Source organism: Agrobacterium sp. ST15.13.013 (assembly GCF_027956525.1).
GTDB classification, from domain to species: domain Bacteria; phylum Pseudomonadota; class Alphaproteobacteria; order Rhizobiales; family Rhizobiaceae; genus Agrobacterium; species Agrobacterium salinitolerans.
Map to the genome: position 1 here is coordinate 51,552 of NZ_JAQKGP010000015.1, position 15,993 is coordinate 67,544.

General features: G+C 60.5%; 14 protein-coding genes. 11 read left to right on the forward strand and 3 right to left on the reverse strand.

Annotated features, from left to right (window positions below; all coding sequences use genetic code 11):
• Positions 1 to 76: 76 nt before the first annotated feature.
• Positions 77 to 1,192 carry an acyl-CoA dehydrogenase gene (locus PL597_RS16125; protein WP_236760909.1) on the reverse strand — a complete coding sequence of 372 codons (1,116 nt, stop codon included), beginning with the start codon at positions 1,190 to 1,192 and terminating at the stop codon, positions 77 to 79.
• Between the two features lie 168 nt (positions 1,193 to 1,360).
• Here PL597_RS16125 and PL597_RS16130 point away from each other — a divergent pair, with 168 nt between their 5' ends.
• The 8 genes from PL597_RS16130 to PL597_RS16165 all read left to right on the forward strand — a co-directional run bounded on the left by PL597_RS16130 (position 1,361) and on the right by PL597_RS16165 (position 9,994).
• Positions 1,361 to 2,287: a LysR family transcriptional regulator gene (locus PL597_RS16130; RefSeq protein ID WP_080793975.1), complete on the forward strand. Its 927-nt coding sequence runs from the start codon at positions 1,361 to 1,363 to the stop codon at positions 2,285 to 2,287.
• A 127-nt stretch (positions 2,288 to 2,414) separates the two neighbouring features.
• Positions 2,415 to 3,476 carry a LacI family DNA-binding transcriptional regulator gene (locus PL597_RS16135; RefSeq protein ID WP_149148290.1) on the forward strand — a complete coding sequence of 354 codons (1,062 nt, stop codon included), beginning with the start codon at positions 2,415 to 2,417 and terminating at the stop codon, positions 3,474 to 3,476.
• Positions 3,473 to 4,495, forward strand: coding sequence for an ABC transporter substrate-binding protein (locus PL597_RS16140; RefSeq protein WP_149148289.1), 1,023 nt, complete (start codon positions 3,473 to 3,475; stop codon positions 4,493 to 4,495). The genes PL597_RS16135 and PL597_RS16140 overlap by 4 nt, the downstream gene beginning before the upstream one ends.
• A gap of 161 nt (positions 4,496 to 4,656) precedes the next feature.
• The gene (locus tag PL597_RS16145) at positions 4,657 to 5,484 is read left to right on the forward strand and encodes an ABC transporter permease (RefSeq protein ID WP_149148288.1); all 828 of its coding nucleotides are present in this window, start codon (positions 4,657 to 4,659) and stop codon (positions 5,482 to 5,484) included.
• The gene (locus tag PL597_RS16150; protein WP_065655279.1) at positions 5,481 to 6,260 is read left to right on the forward strand and encodes an ABC transporter permease; all 780 of its coding nucleotides are present in this window, start codon (positions 5,481 to 5,483) and stop codon (positions 6,258 to 6,260) included. Before PL597_RS16145 ends, PL597_RS16150 begins: the two co-directional genes overlap by 4 nt.
• A complete protein-coding gene (locus PL597_RS16155; protein ID WP_191217441.1) occupies positions 6,253 to 7,278 on the forward strand; it encodes an ABC transporter ATP-binding protein in 1,026 nt (341 codons plus the stop codon). Before PL597_RS16150 ends, PL597_RS16155 begins: the two co-directional genes overlap by 8 nt.
• A gap of 2 nt (positions 7,279 to 7,280) precedes the next feature.
• Entirely contained in the window at positions 7,281 to 8,201 is a 921-nt protein-coding gene (locus tag PL597_RS16160) for a nucleoside hydrolase (RefSeq protein WP_191217442.1), read from the forward strand.
• A complete protein-coding gene (locus tag PL597_RS16165; protein ID WP_271365717.1) occupies positions 8,198 to 9,994 on the forward strand; it encodes an adenine deaminase in 1,797 nt (598 codons plus the stop codon). The genes PL597_RS16160 and PL597_RS16165 overlap by 4 nt, the downstream gene beginning before the upstream one ends.
• Before the next feature lie 48 nt (positions 9,995 to 10,042).
• Here PL597_RS16165 and PL597_RS16170 read toward each other — a convergent pair whose 3' ends face one another.
• The gene (locus tag PL597_RS16170) at positions 10,043 to 10,744 is read right to left on the reverse strand and encodes a DNA helicase (RefSeq protein WP_271365718.1); all 702 of its coding nucleotides are present in this window, start codon (positions 10,742 to 10,744) and stop codon (positions 10,043 to 10,045) included.
• A 205-nt stretch (positions 10,745 to 10,949) separates the two neighbouring features.
• Entirely contained in the window at positions 10,950 to 12,122 is a 1,173-nt protein-coding gene (locus tag PL597_RS16175) for a M20 aminoacylase family protein (RefSeq protein WP_271365720.1), read from the reverse strand.
• A 210-nt stretch (positions 12,123 to 12,332) separates the two neighbouring features.
• On the opposite strand from PL597_RS16175, the gene PL597_RS16180 reads away from it, so the two are divergent.
• The 3 genes from PL597_RS16180 (at position 12,333) to PL597_RS16190 (ending at position 15,992) form a co-directional block, all read left to right on the forward strand.
• Entirely contained in the window at positions 12,333 to 13,040 is a 708-nt protein-coding gene (locus PL597_RS16180) for a phosphoribosyltransferase (protein ID WP_271365721.1), read from the forward strand.
• 205 nt (positions 13,041 to 13,245) lie between these two features.
• Positions 13,246 to 14,301, forward strand: a complete 1,056-nt coding sequence (locus tag PL597_RS16185; RefSeq protein ID WP_137411946.1) for a dipeptidase — start codon at positions 13,246 to 13,248, stop codon at positions 14,299 to 14,301.
• A gap of 50 nt (positions 14,302 to 14,351) precedes the next feature.
• Positions 14,352 to 15,992: an ABC transporter substrate-binding protein gene (locus PL597_RS16190; RefSeq protein ID WP_191217446.1), complete on the forward strand. Its 1,641-nt coding sequence runs from the start codon at positions 14,352 to 14,354 to the stop codon at positions 15,990 to 15,992.
• Position 15,993: the final 1 nt, after the last annotated feature.

Sequence of the window (15,993 nt, forward strand, 5' to 3'; positions counted from 1 at the left end):
GATTGCCGGATTTGAAAAGCAAAAGGCCTTCGAAGTGATCTTCGAAGGCCTTTTTTGAAGCGATGCGGAGAAAGCCTCAGAAAAACGCCTGAATGCCCGTCTGCGCCCGGCCGAGGATCAGCGCGTGGACGTCATGGGTACCCTCATAGGTGTTGACCGTTTCGAGGTTCTGGGCGTGGCGCATGACGTGATATTCGATCTGGATGCCGTTGCCGCCATGCATGTCGCGCGCCTGGCGGGCGATATCCAGCGCCTTGCCGCAATTGTTGCGCTTGACGATGGAGATCATTTCCGGCGCCATCTTGTGTTCGTCCATCAACTGGCCGACGCGCAGCGACGCCTGAAGGCCGAGCGCGATCTCGGTCTGCATGTCGGCGAGCTTCTTCTGGTAAAGCTGCATGCCGGCGAGCGGCTTGCCGAACTGCTTGCGGTCGAGACCATATTGCCGGGCGCGGAACCAGCAATCTTCCGCCGCACCCATGACACCCCAGGAAATGCCGTAACGGGCGCGGTTGAGGCAGCCGAACGGGCCCTTCAGGCCGGAAACATTGGGCAGCAGCGCGTCTTCGCCCACTTCCACACCGTCCAGAACGATCTCGCCGGTGATGGAGGCGCGCAGCGACAGCTTGCCGCCGATCTTGGGCGCGGAGAGGCCCTTCATGCCCTTTTCGAGCACGAAGCCCCTGATCTGATTGTCATGGGCTTCCGATTTTGCCCAGACGACGAAGACATCGGCGATTGGCGCGTTGGAAATCCACATTTTCGAGCCGCGCAGGCGATAGCCACCGGCAATCTTTTCAGCGCGGGTCTTCATGCCACCGGGATCGGAGCCGGCATCCGGCTCGGTGAGGCCGAAACAGCCGATCAGCTCGCCGGAGACGAGGCCGGGCAGATATTTCTTCTTCTGCTCGTCCGAGCCATAGGCGAAGATCGGATGGATTACGAGCGAGGACTGCACGCTCATCATCGAGCGGTATCCGCTGTCGATCCGCTCGACTTCGCGGGCGACGAGACCATAGGCCACGTAACTTGCATTGGCCGCGCCGTATTCTTCCGGCAGGGTGACGCCGAGAAGGCCGGTGCGGCCCATCAGGCGGAACAGTTCCGGTTCGGTGGTCTCGGAAAGATAGGCTTCGGAGACACGCGGCAAGAGTTCCGATTTGCCGAAGGCGGCCGCGGCGTCGCGGATCATCCGCTCGTCGTCGTTCAGTTGGTCTTCGAGCAGAAAAGGGTCCTGCCAATTGAATGCTGCGTGTTCGCTCACGTGATGCCTCCGGATTTGCTGGCCGGATTATTGGTATTCGAGCCAGTCGGCACAAGCCATGTTTACTCATTTTTGCATTACATATAGTAATGGCTCATGACGTCTCTCAGCCGTAAACTCCTGCCCTCCACCAGCGCGCTCGCCGCCTTCGATTCCGTGGCCCGGCTCGGCAGCTTTTCCGCCGCCGCCGATGAGCTTGCCCTGACGCAAGGGGCGATCAGCCGGCAGGTTATGTCACTGGAAGAACAGCTTGGCGTGCGCCTGTTCGAACGCGGCGCACGCGGGGTTGCGCTGACGACCGAGGGCCGCGCCTATGCAAAATCGATTGCCGCAGCCCTTGGCGAGATTCGCTCCGCCTCCCTGCAGATCATGACCAAAACGCATGGCAATACGCTGAACCTCGCCATGCTGCCCACCTTCGGCACGCGCTGGCTTTTGCCGCGTATCCCGGATTTCGTGACGAGCCACCCCGAAATCACCATCAATTTCGCCACCCGCATCGGGCAGTTCGATTTCGAGCGCGAGCAGCTGGATATGGCGATCCATATCGGTCAGGCCGACTGGCCGGGGGCGGAAAGCACCTTTCTGATGCATGAAATGGTCGCGCCGGTGTGCAGCCCGCAATTCCTCAGCGCCCATCCCGTGGAAAAGGGAGAGGATATCGCCGCCCTGCCGCTTTTGCACATGGCCTCGCGGCCGGGCGCATGGGGCCACTGGTTCGAAAGCCTCGGCCTGTCGCTCGCCTTGCCGCAGGGCATGCGGTTCGAGCAGTTTTCCAGCGTGGCGCAGGCCTGTATCGCCGGACTGGGCGTGGCGCTGATGCCGCTTTTCCTGATCGATAATGAGCTGAAATCGAAACAACTGGTAAAGGCCTTCGATCATCAGGCCAGAAGCCCCAGCTCCTATTATGCGGTGGCCCCGCTTTCACGCGCCAATCACGTGCCGGTCGTGCTGTTTCGTGACTGGCTGGTGCGGCAGGTGGAAGCTTACCGCACGGCGAACAGCGACGACCCACAAAAATAATCGCACTTTTTTCGGGCAGTTAGACTTTATGCCCGGGTTTTCGCCGATTTTGCCTTTCACCGGACTCGACAGGGCGGCCTTGCTCGATTATCGTGATTAAACGTTTAATCAGTCTTTCCGGACCATCATGGCGTCTTCACGGCCTGCCACCAATCTGAGCGCGATAGCAGCGGCACTCGGCGTGTCGGCGGCAACCGTGTCCAATGCGCTGTCGGGCAAGGGCCGCGTTTCGCCGGAGCTGGTGGAGCGCATTCGCAAGACGGCAAGCGAGCTGGGCTACGTGCCGAGTTCAGCGGGCAGGGCGCTTCGCACCGGCAAAAGTGGTGTTCTGGGGCTGGTGCTGCCGGATATTGCCAATCCTCTTTTTCCGCAGATCGCGCAGGCCATCGAAAAGGCGGCCGTCACTGCCGGTTACGGTGTGCTGATCGCCGACTCGCGCGGCGAAATCGCCATGCAGACGGATGCGATCAACCGGCTGGTCGAACGCGGCGTGGATGGCATGGTTATCGTTCCCCGCCGCGGCACGCGCATTGCCGATGTCGATTGTCCCGTCGCGGTGATCGACAGCCCCTCGACGCCCGGCAACACGGTCGCCGCCGACCATTGGGATGGCGGCCGGCAGGTCGGCGACTATCTGGCCGGGCTTGGCCATCGTAAGGTGGTGCTGGTGGGCAAGAACCGCGATTCCAACGTGCAGAACGACCGTCTCGGCGGTATTCGCGATGGTCTTGGCAAGACATGCGTGACGCAGACGCTCTGGGTGGACGCCATTGAACAGGCGGGCGGTGCGGGTTGCCGGCTTGGTCTTGCAGAGAAGGTTGCCGAAGGGTTCACCGCCTTTGCCGCCGTCTCCGATCTGCATGCGCTGCGCGTACTTACCGAATTGCAGCGCGAGGGCATCGAGGTGCCGGAAGAAGCCAGTGTCACCGGCTTCGACGATCTCATCTTTTCCGCCGTGGTCACCCCGCCGCTCACGACCATGCGCATGGATATGGGCCGCATCGCCGATCTCGCTGTCGGCGCGCTGCTGCGTGCGATCGACGGCGTGGGCGAAAACGGCGTCGCAGTCGATGTGGTGGCGGACATCTCGAAAGTACCGATGGCGCTGATCATGCGCGGCTCCACCGGCAAGGCAAAGCATGATGCGATTGAAGCCAAAAAAACGACAGCAGGAGAACTCACACCATGAAAAAGATCATTTTTGCATCGGGCGCCGCCCTGATGTTTACGATGGGCGCCGCGCAGGCGCAGGACAAGACGCTGACGATTTCCGTCTACGCCTTCGCGCAGGACGAATTCAAGGAACTGGTCTATACGCCGTTCGAAAAGCAATGCGGCTGCAAGCTGGTCGTCGAGACCGGCAACAGCGTTGAGCGTCTGGCCAAGATGGAGGCCAACAAGGCCAATCCGGTGGTCGATCTCGCCATCGTTTCAATGGCGGATGCGCTGTCGGCCGCCCGCAAGGACCTGATCCAGAAGATAGACGCGTCCAAGGTTCCGAATATCGAAAAGCTCTATGACATCGCCAAGGATCCGAATGGCGACGGCATGAGCGTCGGCGTCAATTTCTACGCCACGTCAATCGTTTACCGCACCGACAAGATGAAGATCGACAGCTGGGCCGATCTTTTGAAGGACGGTATCGTCGACCACGTCGCTTTCCCGAATGTCACCACCAACCAAGGCCCGCCGGCACTCTATATGCTCGGCAAGGCCATCGGCAAGGATACGGCCGATCTTTCCGGCGCTATCGAGGCCGTGGGTGAAAAGAAGGACGATATCGTCACCTTCTATGTCAAGTCGTCGCAGCTCGTGCAGCTGATGCAGCAGGAAGAAATCTGGGCAGCCCCCATCGGCCGCTTCTCCTGGGCGCCTTTCACCAAGCTTGACCTGCCGCTTGCCTGGGCAACACCCAAGGAAGGCCAGACCGGCGGCATGAATGTGCTCGTGGTGCCGAAGGGCACGAAGAACGAAGATTTAGCGTTGCAGTTCATGGATTTCTGGCTCTCGACCGATATTCAGAAGGCGCTGGCCGAAAAGCTGGTGGACAGCCCGACCAACAGGGAAGTCAAGGTTTCCGACGAGGTGGCGAACAACATCACCTATGGCGACGAAACCGCAAAAAGCCTGCAGCTCATTCCTTCCGACGTAACGCTCGATAACCGCGACAAGTGGCTGTCGGAGTGGAACGCGAAGGTCGGTCAGTAAGGCCTTCACCGTTTGGAATGGGGCATCGTCCGGAAGGGCGGCTCCATTCCCGGAAAAGCGGTTCGGTCGTCCCCTGACCGCTTTTCCACCTTCCAATTTCTCAGGCCGGTGCGTCCGGCTGCCGTAACAACCGGCTTTGAGGCCGTTCAGGGAATAAACCAATGTTTCAGAACCGGGCCGAAGCGCTGGCGCTTGCCTTGCCCGCCGCAATTTTCGCGGCGGCGGTCTTTCTCGTGCCGGTCTTCATCCTGCTGTCTGAGGGGTTTCGCACCACTGACGGCTGGACATTGTCGGCCTATGCCGCCTTCTTTTCCGATCCGCTGAACCAGACGGTTTTCCTGCGCACGCTGAAGCTCGGCGCGCTTGTCACCGTCGTGTCGGCGGTGGTGGGTTATGCGGCGGCTTTTGCCATCGTCAACCTGTCGTCGGGCAAGAAGGGCCATGTGGTCAATCTCGTCGTGCTGCCGCTGATGATCTCGCCGGTCGCCCGCACCTATGCCTGGATCGTCATTCTCGGCAGAACCGGCATCGTCAATCAGGCGCTGCAGGCGGTGGGGCTGAGCGATGCGCCGATACGCATCCTGTTTTCCGAAACGGCTGTCTTCATCGGCCTTCTGCAACTCTTCCTGCCGTTGATGATCATCTCGCTCATCAGCGCGCTGGAGAATATGCCGAAGGATACGATCGCGGCCGCCCGCGTTCTCGGCGCGAACTGGTTTCAGGTGTTCTGGAAGGTTATCCTGCCCCTCACCAAGGAAGGGCTGGTCGTTGGCGGTACGCTGGTCTTTACCGGTTCGCTGACGGCCTATATCACGCCCGCCATTCTCGGCGGCTCCAAGGTGCTGATGCTGGAGACCCTGCTTTACCAGCAGGTGACGGTCTCCAACAATTTCGTTGCCGCCAGCGTCATCGCCTTCATCCTGATCGTCATGAGCTTTGCCGCCAATATCCTCTTGAAGCGCATCGCCACCGCGAGGAACAAGAAATGACCCGGCAGCTCTTCATTCCGCTCACGCTCCTTCTTGTCGTCGGTTTCCTGATCGGGCCGTTTCTCATCATCGTTGCGGCCTCGTTTTCGGCCGGCGATACGCTCGCCTTTCCGCCGCAGGGCTTTTCGCTGAAATGGATCGCCAAGGTCTTCACCGTCGAAAGCTTCCGCGAAAGTTTCGCCATGTCGATGTTCCTTGCCATCGGCGGCACCTTTGCGGCGCTCATCCTCGGCATTCCGGCGTCCTACGCCATGTCGCGCTACAAGCTGCCTTTTGCCGAGACAGTGCGCACCATCGTTTCCGCGCCGATCATCGTGCCCGGCATCATCGTGGGTCTGGCCCTGCTGCGTTATTTCGTCGTGCCCTTCGGCATCGGCATCACGCTTGCCCTGTTTCTCGCCCACACAGCGCTCATCCTGCCTTATGCGGTGCGGGTGGTATCGGCCAGCCTCAACAATCTGCGCTCCGATATCGAAGAGGCGGCGGTGCTGCTCGGCTCGTCGCGGGTGGGGGCGTTTTTCCGCGTCGTGCTGCCGAATATTCGCGGCGGCATTCTCTCAGCCTTCATTCTCGGTTTCGTAACGAGTTTCAATCAGGTGCCGGTGTCGCTGTTCCTGTCGGGTCCCGGTGTGCGCACGCTGCCCATCGACATGCTGGGTTACATGGAAATCGTCTTCGATCCTTCGGTGGCCGCACTCTCCTCGCTGCTCGCCTTCCTTTCCATCGGCATCGTCTTCATGGCCGAACGTTTTCTGGGGTTCTCCCGTTATGTCTGACGCAAATTATCTTTCGCTCCAAAAAGTCTCGCTCGCCTATGGCGGCAATGTCGCCGTCAAGGACCTCGATCTCGATATCCGCAAGGGCGAGCTGCTCGCGCTTCTGGGACCCTCCGGCTGCGGCAAGACCACGACGATGCGCGCCATTGCCGGGCTGATGCCGGTGGCAAGCGGACGCATCGATCTCGATGGCGCCGATATCACTCGCGTTGCCGCAAACAAGCGCGCCGTCGGGCTGGTGTTTCAGTCCTATGCGCTCTTCCCGCATCTGACGGTTTACGAAAACGTCGCCTTCGGCCTGAAACTCAAGGGCATGAGCGGCAAGGCGCTGGAAGACAAGGTCGCCTCCGGCCTGAAATCGGTGGGCTTGTCCAGCTTCGCGTCGCGCAAGCCGGCGGAGCTTTCCGGTGGCCAGCAGCAGCGCGTTGCGCTGGCGCGCTCCATGGTCATGGAACCAAAGGTGCTTCTGCTCGATGAGCCGCTCTCCAACCTCGATGCCCGCCTGCGCCTTGAAATGCGCACCGAATTGCAGCGCGTGCAGAAGGAAACCGGTGTGACGATGATCTTCGTCACCCATGACCAGATCGAGGCGCTCGCGCTTGCCGACCGTATTGTCGTCATGAAGGGCGGCAAGATTGAGCAGATCGGGACGCCGGAAGAGATTTATAACGCGCCGGGTTCGTCCTTCGTGGCGGATTTCGTCGGCTTTGAAAACATCTTCGCGCTTGATGGCGGCGCGTTGAAAACCGCAAACGGCACAACACCGCTTACCGGACCAGTCCCTTCAGCATCTGGACTGGCCTGGCGGCCGCGCATGGTCACCCTCGGTTCAGGTCCTTTCCAGGGAACCGTGCGCGGCACCTCCTTTGCCGGCAACAGCCGCGAATATCTGCTCGATACGCCGCTCGGCCCCATCAAGGCGGAAACGGACGCCGCCTTGGCCGCCCACGCCATCGGCGATACGCTCGCCTTCGACCTGCCGGTTGAAAAGGCGGCGAGCCTCAAGGTGTTCAGCTGATCATGGGTGTGTGGATCGATACCGATATGGGCTTTGACGACATCGCTGCCATCATGGTGGTGCAGTCGGCAGGCCTTGCCATTGACGGCATCTCGCTGGTCTTCGGCAATGCCACGCTGGAAGCGGTCTCCGGCAATGCCGCAGGTGCGGTTGCGGCCTTCGGCTGGTCGATGCCGTTCCATCAGGGCCGCGCCATGCCGGTGCTGGGTTCGCTCGAAACGGCGCAATCGATCCTAGGCGAAAGCGGCATTCCGACCGTCGGCCAAAGCCTGCCGGAGGCGCCGGCTCTGCCGAAAAGCGATGCCTTTGCAGCACTCTGCGGCTGGCTGGAGGGGACAGATGAGAAGCGTATTCTCGCGCTCGGCCCCCTCACCAATATCGCCGCCCTGTGCCTTGCCCGGCCTGATCTTGCCGCCAGAATTTCCGATCTCACCTGGATGGGTGGCGGTGTGACGAGCGGCAACCACACCGCCTCGGCAGAATTCAACGCCTTTGCCGATCCGGAAGCGCTGGCCATCGTGCTTTCCCACTGCCTGCCGTTGCGCATGGTCGATCTGGACGCCTGCCGCAAAGTTACCGCCGGACCGGCCGATGTAGCGCCGATCCGTAATGCCGGCGGCAAGAATGCCGGGCTGATCGCCGATTTGCTGGAAGGTTTCATCGGTATCGCCGCCAGACGTGGCAGAGCCGCCATGGCCCTTTACGATCCCGTGGCCGCCGTCGGCTTCACCTACGATTATCTTGGCTGGCAGCAGGCGCGCATCGATGTCGAGCTCCATGCCTCGCTGACGCGGGGAAGAACCGTGGTCGAGACACGTTCGGAAAAGGTGACGGATTTTAACGCCCGGTTTGCCGCGACTGTTGATGCTGGAGCCGCGAAGGTGGCCATATTGGAAGCATTGCGCCGGGAGGCCGCCCGATGAGCGCGCAAATTCGCTTGGCTGAACCTGCCGATCTCAACGACGACACGCTGCGCGCCCGTGCGGTCGCCGCCGCACGCGGTGATGCACCTTTCGACATGCTCGTCACCGGTGGAATGCTGGTGGATGTGGTGACGGGAGAGCTTCGCGCCGCCGATGTCGGCATCGTCGGGCCGCTGATCGCCAGCGTGCACGAGCGGGCAAGCCGGAGCGACGCCGCACGGATCATCGATGCGGCAGGCGCCTATCTCTCGCCCGGCCTCATCGACACACATATGCACATCGAAAGCTCGATGATCACGCCGGCCGCTTATGCGGCGGCGGTTGTCGCCCGCGGCGTTACCACCATCGTCTGGGACCCGCATGAATTTGGCAATGTGCATGGTGTCGATGGCGTGCGCTGGGCGGCGAAATCAATCGAAAACCTGCCGCTACGCGCCATTCTGCTTGCCCCGTCTTCAGTACCGTCTGCGCCCGGTCTGGAATGCAGCGGGGCGGATTTCGATGCTGCCATTCTTGCCGATATCCTGTCGTGGCCGCAAGTCGGCGGTGTCGCGGAAATCATGAACATGCGCGGTGTCATCGAGCGCGATCCGCGCATGAGCGGCATCGTGCAGGCCGGGCTTGTCTCGCAAAAGCTGCTCTGTGGCCATGCGCGTGGCCTGAAAGATGCGGATCTCAACGCCTTCATGGCGGCGGGCGTCTCCTCCGATCACGAGCTTGTCTCCGCTGAAGACCTTCTGGCGAAGCTGCGGGCAGGGCTGACCATCGAGCTGCGTGGCTCGCACGATCACCTGCTTCCGGAATTCGTGGAAGCGCTGAATGCGCTCGGCCATCTTCCGCAGACGGTAACGCTCTGCACCGACGATGTTTTCCCTGACGATCTGCTGAAGGGCGGCGGGCTTGATGATGTGGTGCGCCGCCTTGTCGGTTACGGGCTGAGGCCCGAATGGGCGCTGCGTGCCGCCACCCTCAATGCCGCGCAAAGGCTCGGCCGCCCCGATCTCGGCCTCATCGCCGCCGGTCGCCGTGCCGATATCGCCGTCTTCGAGGATTTGAGCGGCTTTTCAGCCCGTCATGTTCTTGCCAATGGCCAAGCAGTTGCGGCAGGTGGCCACATGCTCGCCGATGTCCAGACCTGCGATGCGACAGCCCTCAAAGGCTCGATGAAGCTGCCGCTGCGCAAGGCCGATGATTTCCGGGCCGCCTCGGAAGGGGCAAAGGTCCGCCTCGCGACCATCGACCGCCCGCGCTTTACGCAGTGGGGCGAGGTGGAGGCCGCAGTGATGGACGGTTTCGTCGTTCCGCCCGAAGGTGCGACGATGATTTCCGTCACCCATCGCCACGGCATGGTCGAGCCGATCACCAGAACCGGCTTCCTCACCGGCTGGGGAAACTGGAACGGTGCCTTCGCCACCACGGTCTCGCATGACAGCCACAACCTCACCGTTTTCGGCGGCAATGCCGAGGCAATGGCGCTCGCCGCCAATGCGGTGATAACGGCAGGCGGCGGCATGGCTGTCGCCTCTGACGGCAAGGTGACCGCACTTCTCCCGTTGCCGCTTTCAGGCCTCGTTTCCGATGCCCCGCTTGAAGACGTGGCAAAGGCTTTCGAAGAATTGCGCGAAGCCGTCGGCAGGGTGGTGGAATGGCAGCCGCCCTATCTCGTCTTCAAGGCCTGCTTCGGCGCCACGCTCGCCTGCAACATCGGCCCGCACCAGACGGATATGGGCATTGCCGATGTACTGACAGGCAGGGTGATGGAGAGTCCGGTGATACGGGTTTCGGGATTATAGTATCAAGATGGGCTGCCACGATATTGTTGTCACGGCAGCCCGTCCGTTTTAGTTCACATTTTGAAGTTGCGCCTCTCCGTTATGGAGAAAGCAGGCTTTGGTGAAGAGGCCCAAGTCCAGCAGGTTAGGCAGGCGGATATCGCGCATATCGGGAAGTCGCTTGTTTTCCTGATCGAATGTGCGGTCAATCTGGGAGATGAATGCGAAAATGACGCCAGTCTTTTGTGCGAATTCTCCAAGGACGCTCACTTGTTGAGAAAGGTCGGGCTTGTGCCGCTGCTGGTCGAGGATTTGCAGATAGTCTATCACGGAGAAAGTGCCGCGCTTGGCCGAAGACAAGTGGCGGGTAATGTAATCCGCGCATATCTCGTCCGACGTCACTATCTCGGTCTCTGTGTGACCGGCTGCATGTTTTTTGATGCGCTTTCGGGCCTGTTGTTCTGTCATTTCGAGCGTGAACAAAACAGTCCGCCGTCCGTCCTCGGCTGCCGCGCGCAAAAGTTCAAACCCAAGCGCTGTCTTGCCCTGGCCCGGGCGGCCGGCAAGCAGAAGCATGTCGCCATCCACGATACGTGAGAACAGGTCTTTAGACAAACAACCCGCCGCATGGTGAGCGGAAAGCAGGCTCCACCTTGCAAACCCTTCCTCTCGCGCGATCTGGTCCAATGCCTCGTGTAAAGGAATGGTGTTATTTCGGACCATAAGTTTGGCCCGTCGTTTCAATTGAAAAATCGGAGTAGAAAGCTTCATCAAAAGACCTCTATTGCGGGTCCGAAACGCAATCCCTCCTTATGCGAATGCCCGAACAGACGGTTCGATGATGATGCTACCCTGCATGTCGAATGCTTCCCCGAAAGGAGGGGGGAGGCTTGGGTCGAGCCGATAAAGCAAAGTTAACGCCGTCCTCGATTCGCTGCAAGCGTCGAGGGCGGCGACGCACTGAATGTCCGAAAGGTCACTCCGCCGCCAGTTCCTGCTCCACCAGCGTCGCCCAGAAAGCCACGCCCGGCACGATGGCCGCATCGTTGAAGTCGTAGGAGGTGTTGTGGTGCAGCGCGCCGTCCACGGCCGGACCGTTACCGAGCCAGACGTAGCAGCCAGGGGCTTCGCCCGCGAAAAAGGCGAAGTCGTCGCCGGCGGTCGAAGGCGGGAAAGCGGTGCGGGTCTTGTTGCCGAAGACGGTTTTTGCGGCGCGCAGCGCCCGTTTCGTCGCGTCCGCCTCGTTGATGACGGGTGGAATCCGGCGGATGAATTCATAATGCGCCTCGATGCCGAACATTGCCGCCGTGCCTTTTGCAAGCCGGCCGATTTCCGCTTCGAGCTGGTCGCGCACGTCGGCCGCATAAGCACGCGCGGTGCCGCCGATTTCGACGAGATCGGGAATGACGTTGAGCGCCTTCGGGTCACCCGCCTGAACCGAACAGGCGCTGACGACGGCAGGCTGCAGCGGATCGACGACGCGGCCGACGATGCTCTGCAGCGAGGCGAGGAAGGCGCCGGCCGCCGTTACCGGGTCGCGGCCGAGATGCGGCTTGGCACCGTGGGTGCCGATGCCCTTGAAGGTGACGCGCCAGCTATCGGAAGAGGCGAGCTGCGGGCCTTCCACCACGGCCATTTCGTCAACGCCCAGCCCCGGCATGTTGTGCAGGCCATAGACCGCATCGCAGGGAAACAGGGTAAAAAGCCCGTCCTCCACCATCTTCTTCGCGCCGCCGCGGCCTTCTTCGGCGGGCTGGAAAATGAAATGCACGGCGCCGGAAAAATCACGGGTCTTTGCGAGGTAACGCGCCGCACCCAGCAGCATGGCGGTGTGGCCGTCATGGCCGCACGCGTGCATCTTGCCGGGAAATTTCGATTTGTAGGGCCGGTCGGGAACCTCCGGCATGGCAAGGGCATCCATGTCGGCGCGCAGGCCGATGCTGCGGGTGCCGTTGCCCACTTGCAATGTGCCGACCACGCCGGTGCCGCCAAGACCGCGATGCACCTTCAATCCGGCCCTTTCGAGAAGATCGGCGACGATGGCGCTGGTTCTTTCCTCTTCGAAGCCCAGTTCCGGGTGCGCGTGCAGATCGTGGCGAAGCTCCGTCAGGAATGGCAGGTCCTCGCCGATGCGGTCCAGCAGTCTCATGGGCGGCTTGTCCTTGAATATGGGAAAAACCCGCGTCATAGGTGGGTTCGTCCGAATGCCTGTTGCTTTGTTTCCTTCTAGCTGAAAAAGCCAATGAAATGAACCCGCAGCATGTTGCGGTTGTTAAAATACCTGACGTGAAGAACCGTGTTGGCGTGGCTGAAAAATGTGAGCGCCTTTCGCCGCCCCGCTCCTGAAAGGAAAAGAACGATGCCGCCATCCGCATCGCCCGTCGCCCCATCCCCCGCCGCGCCTCATGAGTTCTGGCAGGATATACTTCCGCCCGCCACCTTCGATACGGCCGGTCCGCATTCCACCTTCTTTCCGGCCAAGCTGGATGACGGCCGGCAGATCTGCCTGCCGATAAGGCCGCTGGCGGATGGCGAACATGCGCTTGCCTCGCTCATCGTCAATCAGGCCTCTTTTGAGGTGCTGGAGGCGCTGGCGGCCGATCTGGCCGCAAAACTTCTTCCCTTCAAGCCCGATGTCGTCATCGGCCTGCCGACGCTGGGGCTGACGCTTGCCGCCGCCGTCGCCAGGCATCTAGGCCATTCCCGTTACGTGCCGCTCGGCACCTCGCGCAAATTCTGGTATCTGGAGGAACTGTCGGTGCCGATGTCCTCCATCACCACAAGGCAGGAAAAACGGCTCTATATCGATCCGCGCATGCTGCCGCTCATCGAGAACCGGCGGGTGGCGCTGGTGGATGACGTGATCTCCAGCGGCAGTTCCATCATATCGGGTCTTTCGCTTCTCGCCGCCTCCGGCATTCGGCCCGCCGTCATTGGCGCGGCCATGCTGCAATCGGATCGCTGGCGGGAAAAAATCGCCGCTTTCGGGCCGGAATGGCCGGAGCGGGTGAGGGGTGTTTTTTCGACGCCGCTGCTCACCAAAGCGGAAGGCGTCTGGCGCGCCTGACGAAGCGCAAATTCCGCCAAAAGGCAAGTGGTGATAATTTCACCGCTGCCTAATTTGTGTCTTGCGAAGCTTTGTGAGATCGGCCTAAGATCACCGCCGACAGACAATAGCGGTCGGCGAATGGTGCGTCGGTTTGCTTTCGCGCGGTGTCATCCCGGCGTCTGCCCGCTCCCTTTGTTCTTGCCGGTTACTGGAATTTCTTCCCATGCATGCAGTGTTCGACGGTCATAATGATGTGCTGCTTCGGTTGTGGCGCAACAGCAAGGCCGGCGCCGATCCGGTGGCCGAATTCAAGAACGGAACACGTGAAGGCCATATAGACGGTCCGCGTGCAAGGGCAGGCGGTCTCGGCGGCGGCATCTGCGCGATCTATATTCCCTCCGGCGATCTCATTCTTCAGGAACCGGACGATAGCGGCCATTACAACACGCCGCTGGCTTCACCGCTGGAGCGCCAGCCCTCACTCGATATCGCCATGGAAAAGGCGGCGATTGCGCTGAGGCTGGACCGCGCCGGCGCCTGGCGGCTTTGTCGCTCCACGGCTGATATCCGCAAGGCCTTTTCCGAGGATATTTTCGCCGCCGTGCTGCATATGGAGGGCTGCGAGGCTATCGGGGCCGATCTCGACGCGCTGGAGGTTTTTTATGCCGCCGGCCTGCGCTCGCTCGGCCCGGTCTGGAGCCGGCACAATATTTTCGGCCACGGTGTTCCTTTCTCTTATCCCATGTCGCCCGATACCGCGCCCGGTCTCACCGATGCCGGTTTCGCGCTGGTGAAGGAATGTAACAGGCTCGGCATTCTCATCGATCTCGCGCATATCACCGAAAAAGGCTTCTGGGATGTGGCGAAGACCACCAACCAGCCTTTGATCGCCAGCCACTCCAACGCACATGCGCTCACTCCCGTCGCCCGCAATCTCACCGACAGGCAGATGGACGCTATCAGGGAAAGCGGCGGTCTGGTCGGCCTCAACTACGCCGTGACAATGCTCAGGCCCGATGGGCGTGACATTGCCGATACGCCGCTCTCCGACATGGTGCGCCATATCGATTACATGGTGGAACGTATGGGCATCGACTGTGTCGCGCTTGGATCGGACTTCGACGGCGCGACTGTACCCGTTGGTATTGCGGATGCCAGCGGCAACCACAATCTGGTTGCGGCGCTGAAATCGGCGGGCTACGGTGATGGAGAACTTGCTAAAATATGCCGGGAAAACTGGCTGCGTGTTTTGTCTGAGGCCTGGCGCGAGGCGGCCTGAGAACAGTTTTAAGCGAACCAAATCAATCTTATAACAAAAGGGGAGATCCTATGATCAAATCGCTCAACAAATCCATGCGTATTCTCGGCACCAGCGCCGCCTTGTCGCTGATGATGCTGTCTGCACCGCATGCCTTTGCCGCCACGCCGGCCGATACGCTGGTTGAAGGTTTTGCCATCGATGACATCATCACGCTCGATCCGGGTGAGGCTTTCGAACTCTCCGCCGCCGAAGTCACCGGCAATACCTACAGCAAGCTGGTTTCCATCGATATCAACGACACATCCAAGGTTGTCGGCGATCTGGCCGAAAGCTGGACGACATCCGACGATGGTCTGACCTATACGTTCAAGCTGAAATCCGGCCTGAAATTCGCCTCCGGCAATCCGGTCACGGCCGATGATGTGGCTTTCTCTTTCGAGCGCGCCGTGAAGCTCGACAAGTCGCCGGCATTCCTGCTGACGCAGTTCGGCCTCAGCGGTGACAACGTCACCGAGAAGGCGAAGGCTGCAGATGCGAATACCTTCGTTCTGACGGTCGACAAGCCCTATGCGCCGAGCTTCGTGCTGAACGTGCTGACCGCGACCGTCGCTTCGGTGGTCGATAAGAAACTGGTCATGGAGAAGGCGAAATCCGTAACCCCGAGCGCCGATTACAAATATGATACGGATTTTGGCAACGACTACCTGAAGACCGGTTATGCCGGTTCCGGCCCTTACAAGATCCTCGGCTGGAAGGCCAATGAGGCCGTGATCATGGAAGCCAATCCGAATTATTACGGTGAAAAGCCGAAGCTCAAGCGTGTCGTCTACCGCCATATGAAGGAAAGCTCCGGCCAGCGTCTGGCGCTTGAAAACGGCGATATCGATGTGGCCCGCAACCTTGAGCCAGGCGATATGGAAGCTGTTTCCAAGAAGGAAGGGCTTGCCGTCACCTCCGCACCCAAAGGCACCGTCTACTATTTCAGCCTCAACCAGAAAAACGAAAACCTGAAGAAACCCGAGGTCATCGAAGCCTTCAAATATCTGGTCGATTACGACGCCATCGGCGCGACGATCATCAAGGGCATCGGCGAAATTCATCAGACCTTCCTGCCGAAGGGGCAGTTGGGTGCGCTTGACGAGAACCCCTACAAACTCGACGTCGCCAAGGCGAAGGAGCTTCTCGCCAAGGCCGGCCTGAAGGATGGTTTCACCGTTACCATGGATGTGCGCAACACCCAGCCGGTGACCGGCATTGCCGAAAGCGTGCAGCAGACGCTGGCGCAGGCCGGCATCAAGCTCGAAATCATTCCCGGCGACGGCAAGCAGACGCTGACCAAATACCGCGCCCGCACGCATGATATCTATATCGGTCAGTGGGGTTCGGACTATTTCGACCCGAACTCGAATGCGGAAACCTTCACCATCAACTACGACAATTCGGATGAAGGCAAGAACAAGACACTTGCCTGGCGTAATGCCTGGGACGTTCCGGAGCTGACCAAGGAAACGCAATCGGCGCTTTTGGAGAAGGACAGCGCCAAACGCGCGGCGATCTACCAGAACCTGCAGAAAGAAGTCCTGGCGAAGGGTCCCTTCGTCATCATCTTCCAGCAGACGGAAGTTGCCGGTTATTCCGCAAAGCTCAAAGGCCTGAAGCTCGGTCCGAGCTTCGACACCAACTATGTCTACAACATCTCCAAGGAATGAT